This window comes from Buchnera aphidicola (Pemphigus immunis) (assembly GCF_964059115.1).
Taxonomy (GTDB): domain Bacteria; phylum Pseudomonadota; class Gammaproteobacteria; order Enterobacterales; family Enterobacteriaceae; genus Buchnera_C; species Buchnera_C aphidicola_C.
Genome location: NZ_OZ060408.1, coordinates 372,934 through 395,213 on the forward strand (window position 1 = coordinate 372,934; position 22,280 = coordinate 395,213).

17 protein-coding genes and 1 tRNA gene are annotated in these 22,280 nt (G+C 24.2%); 6 read left to right on the plus strand and 12 right to left on the minus strand.

Annotated elements, in window-relative coordinates; genetic code table 11:
• Positions 1-403 precede the first annotated feature (403 nt).
• The gene (argF, locus tag AB4W77_RS01590; protein ID WP_367681273.1) at positions 404-1,423 is read left to right on the plus strand and encodes an ornithine carbamoyltransferase; all 1,020 of its coding nucleotides are present in this window, start codon (positions 404-406) and stop codon (positions 1,421-1,423) included.
• Positions 1,424-1,910: 487 nt separating this feature from the next.
• Positions 1,911-2,300: a Rid family detoxifying hydrolase gene (locus AB4W77_RS01595; protein WP_367681274.1), complete on the plus strand. Its 390-nt coding sequence runs from the start codon at positions 1,911-1,913 to the stop codon at positions 2,298-2,300.
• Between the two features lie 124 nt (positions 2,301-2,424).
• Here the strand turns inward: AB4W77_RS01595 and AB4W77_RS01600 are convergent, their stop codons facing one another.
• The 12 genes from AB4W77_RS01600 to greA form a co-directional block, all read right to left on the minus strand.
• Positions 2,425-4,224, minus strand: coding sequence for a DEAD/DEAH family ATP-dependent RNA helicase (locus AB4W77_RS01600; RefSeq protein ID WP_367681275.1), 1,800 nt, complete (start codon positions 4,222-4,224; stop codon positions 2,425-2,427).
• A gap of 338 nt (positions 4,225-4,562) precedes the next feature.
• The gene (pnp, locus tag AB4W77_RS01605) at positions 4,563-6,644 is read right to left on the minus strand and encodes a polyribonucleotide nucleotidyltransferase (protein ID WP_367681276.1); all 2,082 of its coding nucleotides are present in this window, start codon (positions 6,642-6,644) and stop codon (positions 4,563-4,565) included.
• A gap of 207 nt (positions 6,645-6,851) precedes the next feature.
• Positions 6,852-7,121: a 30S ribosomal protein S15 gene (gene rpsO / locus AB4W77_RS01610; protein WP_367681277.1), complete on the minus strand. Its 270-nt coding sequence runs from the start codon at positions 7,119-7,121 to the stop codon at positions 6,852-6,854.
• 77 nt (positions 7,122-7,198) lie between these two features.
• Positions 7,199-8,119, minus strand: coding sequence for a tRNA pseudouridine(55) synthase TruB (gene truB / locus AB4W77_RS01615; RefSeq protein WP_367681278.1), 921 nt, complete (start codon positions 8,117-8,119; stop codon positions 7,199-7,201).
• Positions 8,120-8,521, minus strand: a complete 402-nt coding sequence (rbfA, locus tag AB4W77_RS01620; RefSeq protein ID WP_367681279.1) for a 30S ribosome-binding factor RbfA — start codon at positions 8,519-8,521, stop codon at positions 8,120-8,122.
• Between the two features lie 55 nt (positions 8,522-8,576).
• Positions 8,577-11,210 carry a translation initiation factor IF-2 gene (gene infB, locus AB4W77_RS01625; protein WP_367681280.1) on the minus strand — a complete coding sequence of 878 codons (2,634 nt, stop codon included), beginning with the start codon at positions 11,208-11,210 and terminating at the stop codon, positions 8,577-8,579.
• Positions 11,211-11,227: 17 nt separating this feature from the next.
• Positions 11,228-12,715 (minus strand): transcription termination factor NusA, encoded by a 1,488-nt coding sequence (gene nusA, locus AB4W77_RS01630; RefSeq protein ID WP_367681281.1) that lies wholly within the window; start codon positions 12,713-12,715, stop codon positions 11,228-11,230.
• Positions 12,716-13,093: 378 nt separating this feature from the next.
• Positions 13,094-13,182 (minus strand) — tRNA-Leu (locus tag AB4W77_RS01635).
• 95 nt (positions 13,183-13,277) lie between these two features.
• Complete coding sequence (gene secG / locus AB4W77_RS01640) at positions 13,278-13,544, minus strand: preprotein translocase subunit SecG (RefSeq protein ID WP_367681282.1); 267 nt, start codon at positions 13,542-13,544, stop codon at positions 13,278-13,280.
• A 1,701-nt stretch (positions 13,545-15,245) separates the two neighbouring features.
• The gene (gene ftsH / locus AB4W77_RS01645) at positions 15,246-17,081 is read right to left on the minus strand and encodes an ATP-dependent zinc metalloprotease FtsH (protein ID WP_367681283.1); all 1,836 of its coding nucleotides are present in this window, start codon (positions 17,079-17,081) and stop codon (positions 15,246-15,248) included.
• A gap of 58 nt (positions 17,082-17,139) precedes the next feature.
• On the minus strand, positions 17,140-17,772 hold the full coding sequence (rlmE, locus tag AB4W77_RS01650; protein WP_367681682.1) for a 23S rRNA (uridine(2552)-2'-O)-methyltransferase RlmE: 633 nt from the start codon (positions 17,770-17,772) through the stop codon (positions 17,140-17,142).
• A 244-nt stretch (positions 17,773-18,016) separates the two neighbouring features.
• A complete protein-coding gene (gene greA / locus AB4W77_RS01655; protein WP_367681284.1) occupies positions 18,017-18,496 on the minus strand; it encodes a transcription elongation factor GreA in 480 nt (159 codons plus the stop codon).
• Between the two features lie 548 nt (positions 18,497-19,044).
• Here greA and AB4W77_RS01660 point away from each other — a divergent pair.
• The 4 genes from AB4W77_RS01660 (at position 19,045) to cgtA (ending at position 22,255) form a co-directional block, all read left to right on the plus strand.
• The gene (locus AB4W77_RS01660; protein WP_367681285.1) at positions 19,045-19,299 is read left to right on the plus strand and encodes a BolA family protein; all 255 of its coding nucleotides are present in this window, start codon (positions 19,045-19,047) and stop codon (positions 19,297-19,299) included.
• Between the two features lie 1,168 nt (positions 19,300-20,467).
• Positions 20,468-20,797, plus strand: coding sequence for a 50S ribosomal protein L21 (gene rplU, locus AB4W77_RS01665; RefSeq protein WP_367681286.1), 330 nt, complete (start codon positions 20,468-20,470; stop codon positions 20,795-20,797).
• Complete coding sequence (gene rpmA, locus AB4W77_RS01670; protein ID WP_367681287.1) at positions 20,797-21,051, plus strand: 50S ribosomal protein L27; 255 nt, start codon at positions 20,797-20,799, stop codon at positions 21,049-21,051. The genes rplU and rpmA overlap by 1 nt, the downstream gene beginning before the upstream one ends.
• A 187-nt stretch (positions 21,052-21,238) precedes the next feature.
• Complete coding sequence (gene cgtA, locus AB4W77_RS01675) at positions 21,239-22,255, plus strand: Obg family GTPase CgtA (protein WP_367681288.1); 1,017 nt, start codon at positions 21,239-21,241, stop codon at positions 22,253-22,255.
• Positions 22,256-22,280: the final 25 nt, after the last annotated feature.

A 22,280-nucleotide genomic window follows, 5' to 3' on the forward strand; every position in this document is an offset into this window, starting at 1 on the left:
GATATATGTTATTTTTTTAAATTAATTGATCAAATATATATATTAATATATATTTAATAATAATCACTATATTTTAAAATGTTTCTTTAAATCAAATATTAAAAATATAAATTTAACATATAAAAATTAAAAATATAATTTTATTTTTTATAAAAATTATTTATCAAAAATTTGATAGACTGAATAATTTTAAATACATAATAGTAAATATATCAAATATAATCATATTTAAAAATATCGACTAAAATAGTAAAATTAGTTAATTATTTTTAAAATGCTAACATTTTTAATAAAAATTGTATATATTTCACTTTTAAAGAATAATTTAATAAAATATGTATATATATAACATATATCAAATTATTAACCACTGATACTAAAAATAAGTAGGTAGATATTTAATATGTCAACTTTATATAACCGCAGTTTTCTCAGATTATTAGATTTTAAAAATTCAGAAATACAATATTTAATTAATTTATCTTCTAAATTAAAAAAATTAAAAAAAAATGAAAAAGAAACCCAATATTTGAAAAAAAAAAATATTGTTTTAATCTTTGAAAAAGAATCAACCAGAACCAGATGTGCATTTGAAGTAGCAGCTTTTGATCAAGGAGCTAATGTAACTTATTTAGGACCTGGTAATACCCATCTAGGATATAAAGAGTCCATTATAGATACAGCAAAAGTACTAAGTCGTATGTATCATGGAATAGAATATAGAGGACATAATCATAATATAATCAATATCTTAGCTAAATTTGCTACAATTCCAGTATGGAACGGATTGACAGATCAATTTCATCCTACTCAAATATTAGCAGATTTGTTAACTATGCAAGAAATACTACCTAAAAAAAAATTAAGAGAAATTAGTTGTGCTTATGTAGGTGATGCTAATAATAATATAAGCAATACTATGTTAGAAGCAGCAGCTATTACTGGACTAAATTTAAGACTAGTAGCTCCTAAACAATGTTGGCCTAACAAGCAATTTTTTTCTCAATGCCGATTAATGTCAAAAGAAAACAAAGGTACCATACTATGCACTGAAAACGTTGAAGAGGGCGTAAAAAATGTAGATTTTATATATACAGATGTTTGGGTATCTATGGGAGAATGCGATAAATTATGGACAGATAGAATTCAATTACTAAAAAAATACCAAATAAATAACAATATGATTAAATTAACTAAAAACAAAAATGTTAAAATATTACATTGTCTACCTGCTTTTCACGATAAAAATACTATTTTAGGGAAAAAAATATCAGAAAAATTTAATTTATGTTCAGGAATAGAAATTACTCATTCGATATTTGAAAAACATTCAAATACTATTTTTGAACAATCTGAAAATAGATTGCATACTATAAAAGCCATCTTGATTGCTACTCTCATAAAAAATAATTATTCTTGTTAATCTTTTTTAAAAATAAAATTAATAACTGAAATTTTTTTTAAATTATTAAAATTAAATAAAAAATATGGTATATTTAACATAATAAAATTTAAGAAAATTTTTATATTATTCAGAACAAACAATATAAAAATGTATTATAAATACTCTTTCATTTTTTAATTTAATAAAAACAGCACAAAAGTTTGATTAAAAAATTATTTTAATTTTTTTAATTTAAAATTTTATATATATTTCAAGACATTATTGATAATAATTAAATAATAATCTAAAATAGTTCATATTTTCTATACAATTAAAAAATTATATTTTTAATAAAAACTATAAAAATTATTATTTTCTTAATAATATATATTTAACATATTCTATATATATAAATATATATCATTATATATATTTTATTCATATATAAAATAATAAATAAATTTTCAATAACGTAATATATTATATTCTAATGTAAATCATTAACTCAATAAGAAACAGGATATACATGTTAATTCCAATATTAACCAAAAATGCTCCTCAACCGATAGGACCATACTCTCAAGCTATAAAAATAGGAAAATTACTGATTTTATCAGGACAAATTCCCATTAATTTAGAATCTGGAAAAATAGAAAAAGACATTATTAAACAAACAAAAACCACTTTAAATAATATTTTATCAATAGTAAAATCTTCTGGATTTAAAATAGAAAACATCGCTAAAACAACTATTTTTTTAACAGACATTAATCAACTAGAAATTGTAAATACAGTTTATGAAAAATTTTTTTTGAAACATAAAATAACTACTTTTCCAGCAAGATCGTGTGTACAAGTATCAGCATTACCTAAAAATGTAAAAATTGAAATAGAAGCTTTAGCTATATCTAATTAAAAAATGTGATACTATTCATCAAGAAATTATAAATTTATAAAAATATTTTTTAAAATTCATTTTTATATTCATTAATTATATAAAAAATATGCCACAAAGTGGCATAAATAAAATTAACAACTTATTAAATATTACGACGACGAAATGAGAAATGATTTTTATTATCTCGGCGAATTCCTCTGGAATTTACGTAACGTTCATTACGTCTGCGAACATCTAAATGGTCTCCGACACCACGTATAGTTTTTCTATTGGAAACGCTATAATGATCACGATTTAATAGTTTTAAATTGATTTGTTTATTAAGAATACGAGTACGAATTAAACGTTGTAATAAATCTTTAGACATACCAAAAGGTAATTCAACTGTAGAATAAGAAGAAAATAATTTTATATTACCAATTTGACGACTACTAATATTCCCTTCATTAGCAATAGCACCAACTATATGTCGAACTTCCACACCATCATCACGACCAACATCAATCTTATACAAATCAATATTTTTATTATGTCCTCGACGATCACGACGCATTTTATTAATTCTAACATTATCGCAGCGACGATCTTCATAAGAATTAAAACTTTCATTTTTTCGTATTATAGAATCAGGTTTAACAATTAAAGATCTTTCTCCTTGAGCTATTTTTAACAAAGCTGCTGCTAAATTCTTTAAATCCAATTCACTTTCTGGTTGTATTTTACATAATAAAGCACGATAATCCTTTAAATCTTTACTTTCTAATTGTTTTTCTACTTTTTTTGCAAATTTTTCAAGACGACGTTGACTTAATAATTCAGTTGTTGGTAAATTTACTTCTGTAATACTTAATTTCATTGTACGTTCTATATTTCTTAATAAACGACGTTCTCTATTTTCAACAAATAACAAAGCTCTTCCAGTTCTTCCAGCTCTCCCTGTACGACCAATTCTATGGACGTATGATTCAGAATCCATAGGAATATCGTAATTTATAACGAAACTAATACGATCTACATCCAAACCACGAGCTGCAACATCCGTCGCTATTAAAATATCTAAACGTCCATTTTTCAATCTTGCTAATGTTTGTTCACGTAAAGATTGATTCATATCCCCATTTAATGCCGCACTATTGTAACCATTTCTTTCTAAAGCTTCAGAAACTTCCAAAGTTGCATTTTTAGTTCTTACAAAAATAATAGTAGCTGAAAAATCTTCTACCTCTAAAAAACGTATCAATGCATCCGTTTTACGACCATACACCATCCAATAACTCTGTTTAATATCAGGACGAGTAGAAATGTTAGATTGAATACGTACTTCTTTAGGTTCTTTCATAAATCTACGTGAAATTCGACGAATAACATCAGGCATTGTGGCAGAAAATAATGCTGTTTGATGATTCGCTGGAATTTTAGCCATAATAGTTTCCACATCTTCTATAAAACCCATTCTTAACATTTCATCAGCTTCATCCAGAACTAAACTATGTAAATTAGAAAGATTTAAAGTTCCTCTTTTTAAATGATCTAATAAACGACCAGGTGTTCCAACAACAATTTGAGGTCCTTGACGAAGTGCTCTTAACTGCAATTCATATCTCTGTCCACCATATAATGCTAAAACTTGTATACCAGATATGTATTTTGAAAAACTTGAAAAAGCATCAGCTACTTGTACAGCTAATTCTCTAGTTGGAGCTAAAACTAAAATCTGTGGTGCTGTTAAAGATAATTTAATATTATTAAGTAAAGGTAATGAAAAAGCAGCTGTTTTTCCGCTACCAGTTTGTGCCATACCTAATACATCTTTACCTAATAATAAATGAGGAATACAAGCTAATTGAATAGGAGAAGGTTTGATATACCCCATTTCATTTAACGCTTGAATAAGTTGAGAATTTAAACCAAGAGCAAAAAATGTATTTTCAGTGTGAGTCATGCAGTACATGTACCTCTTAAGTTAAAGATACCAGTTAATACAATTTTCTATAAAAATTTATTTTGTTTAAAAGTGTACACTGTATAAAATGAAATAATAAAAATTAAAAACAATTTAAATAAAACTATCTACAATTATAAAAGAAATATGATAACAAATACATATAATATAAGAAAATTTATTTAATAAAAAATATATTAGATGTAATATTTATAATTAAAATTACTATAAATTTTTTATTCCAAATTAAAATATTTTTTAAAAAAATATTTTATATATATAAAATTTATATAAATATTTTTCAATACAATTATACATTGTTATCATTAGTAACATATTTATTCAGCAGCTTTAATACTGAGACGTAAGCGCCCTTGTCTATCTACTTCTAATACTTTAACAGATACTATTTGATCTATTTGAAGATAGTTAGTTACTTTTTCCACTCTTTTTTCAGCTATTTGTGAAATGTGAACCAATCCTTCTTTTCCTATTCCAATAGATACAAAAGCTCCAAAATCAACTATCCGTGTTACTTTCCCGATATAAATTTTACCTACTTCAATTTCAGCAGTAATTTCTTCAATCCTGCGGATAGCATTATTAGCTTTTTCTTTAATAGTTGCGGAAATTTTTACTGTACCATCATCTTCAATCTCAATCGTTGTTCCTGTTTCTTCAGTTAACATACGAATGACAGATCCTCCTTTTCCTATAACATCCTTTATTTTTTCCGGATTAATTTTTATTGTATGTATCCGTGGAGCAAATTCAGAAATATCAGTACGAGGATTTTTTAACGCTTTTCCCATAACATTCAAGATATGTAAACGGGCCCTTTTAGCTTGATATAATGCTAATTTCATTATATTACTTGTAATTCCTTCTATTTTAATATCCATTTGTAAAGCAGTAATACCTTCTTTTGTTCCTGCTACTTTAAAATCCATATCACCAAGATGATCTTCATCTCCTAATATATCAGATAATATAACATATTTATCACCTTCCTTTACTAATCCCATTGCAATACCAGCAATAGCAGAAGTTATCGGAACACCTGCATCCATCAAAGCTAACGATGCTCCACAGACTGAAGCCATAGAAGAAGATCCATTAGACTCAGTAACTTCAGATACTATTCGTACAGTATAAGGAAAATCTTCTATTTTTGGCATAACTGCTAATATACTACGTTTTGCAAGTCTTCCATGACCTATCTCACGTCTTTTCGGTGATCCTATCATACCAATTTCACCTACAGAATAAGGAGGAAAATTATAATGGAAAAGAAAATTATCTGTTTTATCACCCAACAAATCATCTAAATTTTGGGCATCTCGAGATGTTCCCAAAGTTGTAGAAACTAGTACTTGTGTTTCACCTCTTGTAAATAAAGCAGAACCATGTGTTCGAGGTAAAATACCAGTTCGTACATCTAAAGCACGAATCATATCGTTTTCTCTTCCATCAATACGTACTTTTCCGTTTAAAATACGATCACGTACAACATTCCTTTCAATATCATAAAAAATATATTCAATTTCAGATGTATCTGAAAAAATATTTTCATTCATTAAACGTTCTATTATACTATCTTTAATTAATTTAAGCTGTTCAAATCTTTCTTTCTTTTCAATAATTTTATAAGCATTACTAATTTCATCTTTACATAATTCTAATATACGAAACTTTAAATGATCACTGATTGGTAATGTATTTACACTCCATGAAGATTTTCCATATTCATTCGAAAAAGAACGAATATTTTCAATTACCACTTTCTGATGTTTATGTGCAAATAAAATAGCGTTAAGAATTTTATCTTCATTTAATATATTAGCTTCAGCTTCTACCATTAAGACAGCATTTTCTGTACCAGAAACAATTAAATCTAAACAACTCGATTTTAATTCATCTACAGTAGGATTTAAAATGTATTTATTATTAATATATCCTACTCTAGCTGCACCAATAGGACCACTAAAAGGAATACCAGATAAACTTAATGCTGCTGATGCTCCAATAATCGATACTATATCAGGATGCACTTGAGGATTAACAGAAACTACAGTCGCTATTATTTGAATTTCATTAAAGAATGTCTTAGGAAATAAAGGACGAATAGGACGATCTATCAATCTTGCTATTAATATTTCGTTTTCACTAGGACGACCTTCTCTACGAAAAAATCCTCCTGGAATTCTTCCTGCAGCATAAGTTCTTTCTTGATAGTTAACAGTTAAAGGGAAAAAATTTTGTCCTATTTTTGGTATTTTTTCACCTACAATGGTAACAAATACAGCAGTATCGTCCATGCTAACCATTACAGCAGAAGTTGCTTGTCGTGCCATCATACCAGTTTCTAAAGTAACAGTATGCCGACCATACTGAAATTTACGAACAATAGGGTTTAGCAAAATAACATCCTTAATATATAATTTTTTAATAACCAATTCAACCTAATAGATATGATTAAATTTCAAATTGAAATAGACATATATTGTCATGATTTATTATATCAGCAAAAGGGCTAATTTAGCCCTTTTAAAAAACGGTATATCCTTAAAAATATTATATTATTGATTGCATAAAATTAGTCGATCAATATTTGAAATATTTAACTTTTAACGACGAAGTTGCAAGGACTCAAGAATATCATTGTAACGAACCAGATCCTTTCTTTTTAAGTAATTTAATAACTTTCTACGTTTAGAAACCATTTTTAATAAACCCCGTCGCCCAGAATGATCTTTTTTATGCATTAAGAAATGATTTTGTAAACTATTTATTTGGGAAGTTAACAATGCTACTTGTACTTCGGATTTTCCACTATCTTTATCATTGAATCCATATTTTTGAAATATTTTTTTCTTTTCTGTTTCAGAAAGAGACATTTTATGCTCCATACATTAAAGTAAATGATGTATAATATCTTAATTTATTTTACATTACTCTAATTAATATCAATACATTATTTAATAATAGATAATAACCTTATTGGTTTTACACAACTTTGATTATAACTTTTACCTAATCCAATAAATTTATTTTCTTCCATTACCCGTACTAATTGATTTTTATAATTATGAAAATATTGAATCTCTTGCCCTTTTTTAAAAAAAAACGCAACTTCACCAGAAATAGAAATCTTAGGAAATGAAGCAATAGGAGAATCAACAGGCATTAAAAAATCAAATATATTTTTTTTTCCAATTAAGTTATTGTTTTTTGTTAATGAATACAATGTATTTAACGCAATCATTTTGCTAATTGGATAACATCCAACTTGTAAACGACGTAATAACGTTACATGTGCACCACAACCTAATAATTCTCCTAAATCATCAATTATGGTACGAATATACGTCCCTTTAGAACATTTTATTTCTAATTCAAAAAAATTTTTTCTTCTATTAATACATTTTAATTGATATATCACAACTGTTCTTTTTATACGAGGTATATAAATTCCTTTTCTTGCATACTTATATAATGGTATTCCTTTATATTTTATAGCAGAATATAAAGGAGGTAATTGTTTAATTTTCCCTTTAAAATGATTTAACGCTTTTTTAAATTCATTATCAGTAAAAGAAATTGAACGAATTTTTGTTATTCTACCGTCAGAATCAAAAGTTGTTGTCGATTCACCTAATTTAGCAATCACTCTATAATATTTATCAGAATCAATTGAATATTGTGCAAATTTAGTAGCTTCCCCAAAACAAATTGGTAACATACCTGTAGCAAGAGGATCTAAAGATCCTGTATGACCAGCTTTTTTAATATCAAATAACTTTTTTATTTTCTGTAAAACATTATTAGAAGACAAACCAGAAGGTTTATCTACCAATAACACTCCATTCATACAATTAAATTTGGGGAAAAACATTTATTCCCCTTTATCATGATCAATAATATTAAAACATTTTTTTTCTTTATTGATTACACTGGAAAGAATATTAGATATTTTAATACCATTAGCAAATGAATCATCATAAATAAAAAATAATTTTGGTGTCATACGTAATTTTATTTTCTTGCTTAATAATTTTCTAATAAAACCAGTGGCATTATTTAAAATTTTAATAGTTTCTGTAATAATAATTTTTTTTTTATCATTTAAAAAAGTAACAAAAATTTTAGCATATTTACAATCAGGAGATAAAAGAACCTCAGATACTGTTATCATTGTATTTAAACGAGGATCTCTTAATGAATATTGGATAATAAACGACAATATTTTCTTTAATTCTTGGGCTACTCTAGAAGAACGGCTAACTTCTTGCAACATAATATATTCTCTAAATTATCTTTTTTTAAAATTTCTTTTATTCAATAATAGTAATTTAAATATTTCTCTGACATTCTTTAACTTCAAATACTTCTATTATATCTCCTATCCGAATATCATTATAATTCTTTATACCAATGCCACATTCCATACCATTTCTAATTTCATTTACGTCTTCTTTAAAACGACGTAAAGATTCTAATTCTCCTTCATATATTACTATATTATTTCTTAATATACGTACAGGATGATTTCTTTTTATAATACCTTCAGTTACCATACAACCAGCAATAGATGAAAATTTTGGAGATTTAAATATATTTCTTACTGCAGCTAAACCAATAATTTCCTGTTTATATTCAGGAGATAACTTGCCTGACATAGCTATTTTAACTTCATCAATTAATTTATATATTATTGAATAATAACGCACATCTATATTTTCTAATAGAATCATTCGTTTAGCTAAAGAATCTGCTCTAACATTAAATCCAAGAATAACAGCATTTGATGCTGTTGCTAAAGAAACATCTGTCTCTGTAATTCCTCCCACACCTGATCCCACTATATTAATTTCAACTTCATTATTAGATAATTTTATTAAAGAATCAGAAATTGCTTCTAAAGATCCCTGAACATCAGATTTTAAAACAATATTTAATTCAGAAGTTTTCCCTGATTTAATATGATCAAATACGTTTTCTAATTTAATCTTTTTCTGCTTAGCTAATTTCACTTCACGAAATTTACCTTGTCTATAAAAAGCAACTTCGCGAGCTTTTTTTTCATCATTAACTACTGTAAAGATATCACCTATATCTGGTATCTTAGATAAACCTAATATTTGTACAGGAATAGAAGGACCTGCTTCTGTTATACTATTATTAGTTTCACTTCTCATTGCTCGAACTTTACCATACGAACAACCACATAGTAAAATATCTCCTTTTCTTAATATACCTTCACGCACTAAAACAGTAGCAATAGGACCACGACCTCTATCAAGAAAAGATTCAATTACAACTCCACTAGCCATACCACTAAAAAAAGATTTTAAATCTAATATCTCTGACTGTAATAGAATAGCATCGAGTAAATTATTAATACCATATCCCGATTTAGCTGATACTGGAACAAATATGTTTTCACCACCCCATTCTTCAGGAATAATAGAATGTTTTATTAATTCTTTCTTTAACGGATCTAAAGAACCTTCTACTTTATCAATTTTATTAATAGCAACAATAATAGGAACCTTAGCAGCATTTGCATGCTGAATAGATTCTATAGATTGAGGCATTACTCCATCATCAGCAGCAACAACTAAAACAACTATATCAGTAATGTTAGCTCCTCTTGCTCTCATCGAAGTAAAAGCAGCATGTCCAGGTGTATCTAAAAAAGTAATAATACCTTTTTTTGTTTTTACGTAATAAGCACCTATGTGTTGAGTAATACCACCTGCTTCTTTAGAAACAACTTTAGTTGATCTTATATAATCCAATAATGACGTTTTTCCATGATCAACATGTCCCATAACAGTAACTACTGGAGGTCTTAATTTCATTGCATTACTGTTTATTTTTCTATCTTGCAGTAATAATTCTTCTAATTCATTATCGCGATATAAAGTAACTTTATGACCCATTTCTTCAGCTACTAATTGTGCTGTTTCTTGATCTACAATTTGATTTATAGTAATCATTAAGCCTAACTGCATCATTTTCTTTATTACTTCTGAACTTTTTACTGCCATTTTATTAGCTAATTCAGATACAGTTAATTCATTACCTATTATAATATCTCTATTAATAGTTTGAAGTGGCTTTTTAAAAAATTGTTGTAATATACTACCTTTATTTTTTAATTTACTATTTTTCCCAATACGCATTACTGTTTTTATTTCTTCACGATCTTTTTTAGACTCTAAATTTTTATTATTTTTTCTATAACGGTTATTTCTAGTTTTTTTATTTCTAATACGACGATTACCTTCAATTGCTCGATCATTTTCATCTTCTGCTTGACGAGCACGCAAAAATGTAGTTAAATGATAATCTTTTTTTATTTCTTCTTTATCTATTTTATTATTTAATATATCTTTAAATATTTTTTTTTCTTCTATAGAAATATTACGTCTATCTGTATTTTTTTTTGTATTTTTCACTTTATAATCACGATTATTTTTTTTATTTCTTTTAGAAGAAATTAATTTATCATTCAATTTATTACCACCTATATTATTAATCTCTTCACGTATTTTTTTATTAATTGATTCTTTTTTATTTTTTTGATTAATATTAATCAAAGATTTTTTTTTACTTTTAATAACTAAAAACTCCTCGTTTTTTTCAACATAATTAAGATTTGTTTTATCAGTCGGTAATCTATCTTGTTTAATATTATTTTTAAAATAAGTATGATTTTTCCTTATTTCAATTTTTACCAATTTATTTTTTCCTCGGATACTGGAAACATTTAAAAAACTACGAATTTTTCTTTGTAAAATAAATGATTCCTGAAAAATATTCTTTTTTTTATATAAAAATTTTAACAATACCACTTTCTCTTGTGGAGTTATTACATCACGAATATTTTTCAATATACCTAGCTTATAAAAAGTATCAATTATTTTTTTTACTGAAACATTTAATTCTATTGATAATAATTGTAAATTTACATCTGCCATTCCATTTCTTCCTATTATCAGGTCTTACTACCAAACCAACAAATATTACGAGCTTCCATAATCAATTTACCTGCTTTATCACTATCTAAATCTTCAATATCACTAAGGTCATCAATTCCTTGATTAGCTAATTCTTCTAAAGAATAAATGTTTATATTTGCTAATTTAATAGCTAAATCTCGACTCATCCCTTTTAAATTTAACAATGCTTCTTCAATATTCATTTTTTTTAATTTTTCTTTTTTTTCTGATTCCTTTTTTTTTAAAGCATTGTTAGCTTCCTCTCTAATTTGATAAACTATATTTTTATCAATACCAGAAACAGATAACAATTCGTTAAAAGGCACATAAGCTATTTCCTCTAAAGAAGAAAAACCTGTTTTAATTAGTGTGTTTATAACATCATCATTAATATTTAAACTATTACTTAATATACGTTTAATTAAATGCGATTCTTCTTTATATTTTAAATTCAAATCATCAACAGTCATTACATTTAATTCCCATCCACTTAATTGAGAAGCCAACTTAACATTTTGACCATTTCTACCAATTGCTTGAGCTAAATTAGCAGATTCCACAGAAACGTCCATGGTATGATGATCTTCGTCCATAATAATAGAAGATACATCTGCGGGAGACATTGCATTAATTACAAATTGTGCTGGATTACTATCCCATAAAACTACATCTATTCTTTCACCACATAATTCACTAGATACTGCTTGCACTCGTGCTCCTCTCATACCAACACATGCTCCTACAGGATCTATACGTTTATCGTTCGTTTTTACTGCAATTTTAGCTCGTGATCCAGGATCACGGGCAGCCGCTTTAATCTCGATTATTTCTTCTCCAATCTCAGGTACTTCAATACGAAATAACTCAATAAGCATTTCTGGTTTAGACCTACTCATAAATAACTGAGGTCCTCGAGATTCTGGATGAATTGCATACAACAACCCTCTTACACGATCACCTAATCTGAAATTATCTCTTGGTAACATATCTTCTTTCATAATTAATGCTTCAGCATTATTTTCTAAATCTAAAATAATATTATCTCTATTTATTTTCTTTACAATACCAGTAATAATATCACCTTTATATTCTTTAAATTGTTCAACTATCATAGCTCGTTCAGCTTCTCTCACTTTTTGAACAATAACTTGTTTTGCCGTTTGGGTAGTAATTCTATCAAAAGTAACTGATTGCATTAAATCTTCAATATAATCGTTCAATTGTATGGCATTGTTTTCTAAACGAGCTGCTTCTAATGTAATTTCTTTTGTCGGTTGAGTAACTTGAGATACAACCATCCAACGTCGAAACGTATAAAAATCTCCATTTTTACGATTAATTTTTACTCTTATATCTATTTCTTGATCATGTTTTTTCTTTGTAGCTGTAGCTAATGCACATTCTAAAGCTTCAAATATCTTTTCACGTGGCAAAGATTTCTCATTTGAAACTGATTCAACAACAGCTAAAATTTCTTTACTCACCTTGATTAGCCTCAATTCTAAATTAAAACAATGAAAATAAATTTATTATTTCAATTTTTTAAAAAATATTTAATCCATATAAAAATATTTTAACAAAAATTCTTTACAAAAAATGATATTCATAAATATAACTTTAAATATCAATTTAACGTATTTATAAAAAATAAATTACTTTATTTTTCAAATATAAAAATGATAAAAATAAAGCTTAAAATATAATGAATATTTTTAAATAACAAAAACCCCCGAATAATCGGGGGAGTAGTACTTGAATATATCATTAATAAAAAAATTAACTATTATTTAAAAATTTTTGAAAATAATGAAAATTAATTAATTTTATATACTATATATAAAACGTTAATCAATTAAAAATCATACCGAGGACGGGATTTGAACCCGCATATCTTTTAGAATAAGATACTACTACCTCAAAGTAGCGTGTCTGCCAATTCCACCACCTCGGTTTAATTTTCACTAATTTTATTTTTAATTAATGCAATATAGCATACCAATATAACCTTAATTTTATTTCATGGATAAATTCTTTTCATAATAAAAATCATTGATCATCTAATATACTACTTAAATTTATTGTTTTATTATGATTAACATGAACGTTCGACAAAGCTAACACAAAAACAAAAAAAAGAATTGCAAAAAAAACAGTAATATAAGTAATTAATTTGTTACGATTAGCATGAGTAAATAATTTTTCGGAACCACCAATAGAATAAGATGAATCTATATTATCACCTTGTTGTATCATAATTAAAAAGATTAAAATAATTGATACAAACATTAATAAAATTAAAAAAAAATGATACATAAGAAATATGTTCCTATTGTCATTACTGTTATAAAATTTTTTTATATAATATTATTTAATAAAAATATAAAATACATTTATTAAATAATGTTATATTTATTAAGAATATAATGTTCAATAAAAATCAATTAATTTATCTAATTTTAAAATTGTAAATAAAATTTTTGCTTTCAATCTACATTTAAATTAAACATTTATTAGAATAAATTATATGTATTCTATAAAATCATTATTTCTAATATTTTTATAATCTTTATCCTATATTTTATATATAAATTTAATTTATTACAAAACATAAATATACTACACTATTAAAAAATAAATTAATTAAATTTCAAAAAAATACCAAAAACATAAATCTAATTATTTTATTGAATACATCTAAAATAAAATTGTAGTAATTTTATTACTATTTGATTAATTTAAATAATTAATTTTTTTATAAAAAACTTTTCTATTACTCCCTGGTATTTAATACAAATGAAATATTAAAATTTAATAATTTGTCATACATTATAATTTTTTGATTATAAATAAAATGTACATTTCTTACCATAAAAGAAATTTTCGGTAAAAAATATAAATATGATAGTTATATATTCTATAGTTACAATATAATATATTTTTAACTATAAATACTTAAATCTAACATCTTATAAATTCACTATCATAAAATTTATATTAAAAATAAAAATATCTTAAGATTAATTTATTAGAAAAAAAAATAAGTTATAATCATAACTTTATTAAGATTTTTACGTTTATAAAATCAGTAATAAGATAATTAAAATTGCACAAAATTTCAATTTTATAAATTTTATTAAAAACATTCTTTGTAAATAAAAACCAAATCTTTGCACTTGTATGTAAATTTTAAATTAATTATATATTAATTCTTTTTAAGAATTAATATATAATTTTCTATAAAAATTTTATAAATTTGATAAACAATACTAATGTATTTAAATTAACTAAAGCAATAAAAATAATTTTTTCTAAATTTACTATTGTAATAAAAAATGAAAATATATTTTTATTTCATTAAATAAAATTATATATTTTATTAATCTATATTAACACATAACATAATATTAAGTATAACATACTTCATTTTTTGTTCTATCTATAATAAGAATTATTATTAATTTTTTTAATTAAATGTACTTACAAAAATTATTTTTTTACTTTTAGTTTCATTTTTAATAAAAAAATATTGTTTTAAAAATAAATTAATTTTTACATAAATAAATAAATCCAATAAAAATATAATATTTTTATAAATATAAAATTTTAATTTTAAATAAAAATTAAAATAAAAGTAATATTCATTATATAAATAAACATATTTATTTTTAAATAAATCAACTATCTCCTATAAAATAAAGAGATAGTTGTACATTTTTTAATAAAAAATAATAATTTTTACATCTAAATTGAACTTGATTTAAAAATTAAAAATATTAATTAAACACATATTTATTTTAAATTACATTTTTAAAAAAAATATTTAAAATTTGCAATACTTTGAATATTAATTTTCCATCAATGATTAAATTAACATTTAACCAAATTTTTCATCTAAAAATATTATTTAAAATGTATAAATAAAAAATATTTTAGTTATATCTAAATAATTTTTTATAAAAATAAAATTACATTAAATATAATTTAAATCTTAAAATAACTATATTAAATATTAATTTAATTAAAAGAAGAATTTTCTATCCAATTTACAGGTTTACGAACTTTTTTTCTGGCCATTAAATCGTCAATTTGTAAAGCATCAATTGTTTCATATTTCATTAACGCATCTTTCATAGCATGTAATATATCTATATTATCATTTAAAATACTTCTTGCTCTTTGATAATTTAACTCTATTAATAATTTTACTTCTTTATCTATTATTCTGGCAGTTTCATCTGACATATGTTTAGCTTTAGCAACTGAACGACCTAAAAATATTTCATCCTCTTCTTCAACATATAACAAAGGTCCTAATTTATCTGAAAAACCCCATTGAGTCACCATATTTCTTGCTAAGGTAGTTGCAATCTTTATATCATTAAAAGCACCTGTAGATACATTTTTTTCACCATAAATAATTTCTTCAGCTAATCGTCCTCCATATAAAGTAGATATTTGACTTTCCAATTTTTGACGACTGATAGTAATAGTATCGCTTTCTGGTAAAAAGAATGTTACTCCTAATGCTCTACCTCTTGGAATTATTGTTACTTTATGTGCAGGATCATGCTCAGGAACTAATCTTCCTACGATTACATGTCCAGATTCATGATAAGCAGTAGCCTGTTTTTGCGCATCAGTCATTACTAATGATCGACGTTCAGAACCCATAATAATTTTATCTTTAGCTTTTTCAAATTCTGACATAGATACAGTATGACGATTCATTCTAGCAGCAAAAAGAGCTGCTTCATTTACTAAATTAGCTAAATCTGCGCCAGAAAATCCAGGAGTACCACGAGCAATAATCATTGCATCAACATCTTTATCTAAAGGAATTTTACGCATGTGAACTTTAATAATTTGATTTCTTCCTCGAACATCAGGTAAAGCTACTACTATTTGTCTATCAAAACGACCCGGACGCAATAAAGCAGGATCTAAAACATCAGGACGATTCGTAGCGGCAATTAAAATAATACCCTCATTTCCTTCAAATCCATCCATTTCTACTAACATTTGATTTAATGTTTGTTCTCTTTCATCATGTCCACCTCCAACACCAGTACCTCTTTGACGACCTACGGCATCAATTTCATCAATAAATATTATACACGGTGCAGATTTTCTGGAATGTTCAAACATATCACGTACCCTGGATGCCCCTACTCCAACAAACATTTCAACAAAATCAGATCCAGAAATAGTAAAAAAAGGAACTTTAGCTTCCCCTGCTATAGCTTTTGCAAGTAATGTTTTACCTGTTCCTGGAGGACCAACCATTAAAATTCCTTTTGGAATTTTACCACCTAATTTTTGGAAACGACTAGGTTCTCTTAAATATTCTACCAATTCACTAACTTCTTCCTTGGCTTCATCACAACCAGCTACATCAGAAAAAGTAATCTTAATCTCATCTTTAGATAACATACGAGCTTTACTTTTACCGAACGACATAGCACCCTTGCCACCACCAATATGCATTTGACGCATAAAAAAAATCCAGACACCTATTAATAAAAACATTGGAAACCAAGATATAAAAATAGAAGTAATCAAACTTGTCTCTTCAGGTGCTTCTCCTACTACTTTAACATTTTTTACTAATAGATTATCTAGTAACCTAGAATCGTTAATTGGAAGATATGTTTTATATTTGTTATTATTTTTTTTGATAACATTAATTTCATGCCCATTTATATGTACCTCCCGGACTTGATCTTGATTAACTTCTGACAAAAAAGTTGAATAATCTATTCTACGAATGTTCCCATCATCAGAATTAAAACTTTGAAATATAGACATGAATACAACTGCAATAACTAACCAAAGAATCAGATTTTTAACCATGTCACTCAAGGTATTAACCTCATTATTACAATAATATAAAAAACAGCATAAGATATTATTATTTTCTCTTAGCTGCTACAATAAATACCTCTCTAGAACTAGTTAGAGAAGAATATGGTTTACGAATTTTGACTAATGAAAACAAATCATAGATTTTTTTTAAAAATGTATCAAATCCTTCTCCTTGAAATAATTTTAATAATAATGTTCCTCCTTGTACCAAAGTTATTCTAGATACTTCAAGAGCCAAATTACATAAAAAAATAGACTTAGGAATATCAATACAAGAATACCCACTCATATTAGGAGCCATATCAGACATCACCACATTAACAGGTTTCAATTTTACAAAATGTAATAATTTATCAAATATAACTTTTTCTCTGATATCACCTTGAATAAAAAGTACATTTTTAATAGGAAGCATCGGTAGTATATCACAAGCTACAATTTTTCCCTGTTTTCCTATTTTAGAAACAGCATATTCCGACCAACTACCAGGAGATGATCCTAAATCTATCACATTCATACCTATTTGAAAGATTTTATCAGAATTGTTTAATTCTGCTAACTTAAATTTTGCTCTTGATCGCAATCCTTTTTTATAAGCTAATTTTACATATTTATCACAAAAATGCCTTTTCAACCATTTATTAGAATTTGTTATTTTTTTTTTATCATGAAAATATATCCTAAAAAATAAAAATTAAATAAAATTTATAACTTTTACTCAAAAAATAATTTACTCATTAATATTGATATAGTTTTTAATTGTTATATATAAAAGTCTCATTAAATCCTATGAATTATTAAAAAATAATTTTTTATAACATTTCTAACAAAAATTTTTTATCTATATAAAATATATTAAATTTTTACATATTATTTCCCATATTTATTTTAATCATTATGTATATATTTATAGTATATAGATACTATACATAATCTATTTTTAATATCTTATATTGTATTTTTCCACCTGGTGTTTTTATTACAGCAATATCTTTGACTTTTTTACCAAGTAATCCACGAGCCATAGGAGAATTAATAGAAATTAATTTTTTTTTAAAATTAGCTTCATCATTACCAACAATACTGTAAGTAAATTGTTTTTTAGTATGTACATTCAACACCGTTACAGTAACACCAAAAATTACCGTACCATTATTAGATACCTTAGTGATATCAATAATTTCGGCATTGGCAAGTTTAGATTCAATTTCTTGTATCCGTCCTTCACAGAATCCCTGTGCTTCTCTAGCTGCATGATATTCTGCATTTTCCTTTAAATCACCGTAAGATCTAGCATCAGAGATATCAGAAATAATACGAGGCCGTGTAATTTCTTTTAATTTTTGCAATTCTTTACGTAATTTTTTTATACCACTTACAGTCATTGGAATTTTGCTTTTCATACAAAACCTCTAAATAATAATATTATTATTTTATTTTTTATATATTATAGAAAAGTAAATAAAATTAAAAATACTAAAATTAGCAAAATATGCAATTAATTTAAAAAATGTTTTAAAAGAATAAAAAACATATGAATGAATATTCATAGATAGTACCGTATATAAAAAATATGTTTTATAAATTATTACTTTTATGTTAATATCTAATTTATTTTAATGATACTGTATAACTATACAACATAATTAATTAACAAAAAGAAACAATAATTTCTATATATAAATAATATTTAAAAATATCGATAATTCAACATAAATATAATTATATCTAAAAATATTATTTATATAATAATAAAATTGTTATTAATATCGATTAAATAATATGTTATATATATGATATATATCATATGTTTTTTGCTTTTTATAAAGATACTAAAAAATAATTTTTAATATTTTATTACTCAATTAAAATTTTATCCAACCCAATATATTGAATAAAATAAAAATTATTTTTTAAAAAATTTTTCCATTACATTAAATTAAAAATAACTATGCAAAATAAAAAAATAAAAAAAATACTAATGAATAAATTAGCATTACAAGAAATATATGTAACAGGAGATAGTAATCATATAGAAATTATTGCTATTGGAGAAATATTTACAGGAATGAGTGAAGTAAAGAGACAACAATCTGTTTATACATCTTTAATGTCAGATATTATGGAAAAAAAAATTCATGCCATAACTATAAAATCTTATTCTCCTAAAGAATGGAATAAAAAAAAGCACAATTATAGTCCATAAAAATATTAAAAAATTACAAATATATATCATAAAAATTATTTTAAAAATCGTACTAAAAAATAAAATATTATATATTCGATAAAAAATTTAAAACGATTTTTTTTAAAAAAAATAAATAAATTTATCTTATTTATTAATTAGATTAATATGTATTCAATTAAAATATAAAAATTATTAAATAAAAATACAACATTACTAAAAAAATGCAATATAATTTACCATATTAATCGATATAAATAATTTCAATTTAAGAATAAAAACTATATATATGAGAAATAAGTATATATTAAAATGCTAAAAATTAAAATGACTAAAACAAATAAAAATTATAAATTTTATTTCTATAAAAATAAAAATAACTGGTAATATTTTGTACTAAACATTCACTAATATATAAAAAATTAAACAATTAATTTTTCATATTAAAAATATAAAATTTTATATCTTCAATATAATTTCTATCTAACACAACACTTAACATTTTAAAAATTATATAAAAAATATAAAACTGTAATAAAAAATATTTTAAATTCATTTTAAAAAAATAAAAATATACCAACATCTAATACTTTATATCCTAAAACAATAAAAAACATAAAAATTAAATTTATATTATTAAATATAATAAAAAAATAAATAAAAGTTTTTCCTGAAAGTAATGTATATCTCATAACTATTTTAAATAGAAAAGTTATTTTTTATAAAAAATTCTTTTAAATTAATAAAAATAATTTTTTCCCCTTATTCTCATAAATTTAAAATTCGTTATCAATATAATAAAAAATAATATTTTAATACAATTTATCATATATTATCTAAATTATAAATTTTAAAAAAAATACGCCAGAACTTACTTCTATTTAAAAATAAAATAATTTATCTATATTTAATTTTAAAATATTCTATAACAATATTAATAATTAAAATATATATGTATAAAAAATAATGAAAATATTAAAAAATATAATCAAAATTCACTAATCTTTCTGATTATAGGAAAAAATAAAATAATATATTTTTTTAGCATTAAAAAAATATATTAACATATCCTATACAATTTTATAATAAAATTTATTAACAGTTATTAATTAAGATTGGTATTTATATCTTAAAATTATTAATATTAACATCAGTATCTATATTAAACTATCAACTATTGGAGTTATTCATGTATGCAATTTTTTTAAACGGTGGGAAACAACACCGAGTAAAAGAAGGACAAATTATAAGATTAGAAAAAATAAATTTAAAAATAGGAAAATCGATTAAATTTAAAGAAATATTAATGATTACAGATAAAAAAAATATTAAAATAGGTACCCCTATTTTATCACAATCTTTAATTGAAGCTTATATAGAAAATCATGGAAAACATAAAAAAATAAAAATTTTAAAATTTAATAAAAGAAAACATTATAAAAAAACGCAAGGTCATAGACAACTATTTACCGATGTTAAAATCACAAAAATTATTACTAACACAAAGGAATTTAATTAATGGCTCATAAAAAAGCAGGTGGTTCAACCCGAAATGGTCGCGATTCTAATGCTAAACGTTTAGGAATAAAACGTTTTGGAGGCGAAAAAATATCTTCTGGCAGCATTATCGTTAAACAAAGAGGAACTAAATTTCATCCCGGCATTAATGTGGGTTGTGGAAAAGATTATACTTTATTTGCAACTGAAAATGGAACGATAAAATTTGAAATAAAAGGAATAAAAAAAAGAAAATACGTTAGTGTCGTAAAATAAAAAATTACCTTTAAAATAAAAGATCTCCTGTAAAATTAAGAGATCTTTTTACTTTCTTAGTAATATAGTAATTAAAATGCCGTCTTAAAAATCTATAAATTTTTTATTTGTTTAGTTTATAATCAAAAATTTTCTTTTAAAATAGAAAAAATTATATTTTAGAGAAAAATTTAAAAAGGAAAAAAAAATGAAATTTCTAGATCAAGCAATTATTCATGTCATTGCTGGTAACGGAGGTAATGGATGTGTAAGCTTTAGAAGAGAAAAATACATACCTAAAGGAGGTCCAGATGGAGGAGATGGCGGAAACGGAGGAAATGTTTGGTTAAAATCTGTCAATAATCTTAATACATTAATAGATTTTAAATTTAAAAAATATTTTTTAGCAGGAAATGGAAAAAATGGTTTTTCTGGAAAATGTACCGGTAAAAAAGGTGTTGATATTACTATTTTGGTACCAGTAGGAACAAGAATAATTGATTTTAAAACCAAAGAAATTATAAGTGATATGGTTGAAAATAACCAAATATTATTAATTGCAAAAGGAGGTTGGCACGGATTAGGAAATACCAGATTCAAATCTTCTATTAATCGTACACCAAAAAAAAGAACTCTTGGAACAGAAGGAGAGAAAAGAGAAATATTACTGGAATTAATATTATTAGCTAATGTTGGAACGTTAGGTCTGCCAAATGCAGGAAAGTCTACTTTTGTACAATCGATATCTTCTGCTCAACCAAAAATAGCAGAATATCCTTTTACTACTTTAACACCTACTTTAGGTGTTGTATCCATAAAAAATGAAAAAAGTTTTGTTATTGCTGATCTTCCAGGATTAATAAAACATGCATCAAAAGGAGTTGGATTAGGTTTTTTATTTCTAAAACATTTAGAAAGATGCAATTTATTACTTCATATTATCGATATTTCTTCATATAAACCTGCCAATATTATTGAAAATATAAATATCATTATAAATGAATTAAAAAATTACAATAAAAAAAAACTATATAAAAAAACTAGATGGATAGTTTTTAACAAAATTGATCTTTTAGAAAAAAAACAAATAAAAAAAATAATCAATAAAGTTTTATTTTCTTTAGAAAAAAAAGAAAAATATTATCTTATTTCTGCAATGAACGGAATTGGTGTCAAAAAACTATGTTCAGATATATCTAATTTTTTAAAAAATAAAAATTTATAAATATGAAATAAAACTATCAAAACTA

What these genes read in the sequence shown, in the direction of transcription:
- cgtA (WP_367681288.1), top strand. Translation starts at nt 21,239, where the DNA reads ATGAAATTTCTAGATCAAGCAATTATTCATGTCATTGCTGGTAACGGA.
- infB (WP_367681280.1), bottom strand. Translation starts at nt 11,210, where the DNA reads ATGGCAGATGTAAATTTACAATTATTATCAATAGAATTAAATGTTTCA.
- AB4W77_RS01595 (WP_367681274.1), top strand. Translation starts at nt 1,911, where the DNA reads ATGTTAATTCCAATATTAACCAAAAATGCTCCTCAACCGATAGGACCA.
- rbfA (WP_367681279.1), bottom strand. Translation starts at nt 8,521, where the DNA reads ATGTTGCAAGAAGTTAGCCGTTCTTCTAGAGTAGCCCAAGAATTAAAG.
- truB (WP_367681278.1), bottom strand. Translation starts at nt 8,119, where the DNA reads ATGTTTTTCCCCAAATTTAATTGTATGAATGGAGTGTTATTGGTAGAT.
- rpsO (WP_367681277.1), bottom strand. Translation starts at nt 7,121, where the DNA reads ATGTCTCTTTCTGAAACAGAAAAGAAAAAAATATTTCAAAAATATGGA.
- secG (WP_367681282.1), bottom strand. Translation starts at nt 13,544, where the DNA reads ATGTATCATTTTTTTTTAATTTTATTAATGTTTGTATCAATTATTTTA.
- rpmA (WP_367681287.1), top strand. Translation starts at nt 20,797, where the DNA reads ATGGCTCATAAAAAAGCAGGTGGTTCAACCCGAAATGGTCGCGATTCT.
- rplU (WP_367681286.1), top strand. Translation starts at nt 20,468, where the DNA reads ATGTATGCAATTTTTTTAAACGGTGGGAAACAACACCGAGTAAAAGAA.
- AB4W77_RS01660 (WP_367681285.1), top strand. Translation starts at nt 19,045, where the DNA reads ATGCAAAATAAAAAAATAAAAAAAATACTAATGAATAAATTAGCATTA.
- ftsH (WP_367681283.1), bottom strand. Translation starts at nt 17,081, where the DNA reads ATGGTTAAAAATCTGATTCTTTGGTTAGTTATTGCAGTTGTATTCATG.
- AB4W77_RS01600 (WP_367681275.1), bottom strand. Translation starts at nt 4,224, where the DNA reads ATGACTCACACTGAAAATACATTTTTTGCTCTTGGTTTAAATTCTCAA.
- argF (WP_367681273.1), top strand. Translation starts at nt 404, where the DNA reads ATGTCAACTTTATATAACCGCAGTTTTCTCAGATTATTAGATTTTAAA.
- greA (WP_367681284.1), bottom strand. Translation starts at nt 18,496, where the DNA reads ATGAAAAGCAAAATTCCAATGACTGTAAGTGGTATAAAAAAATTACGT.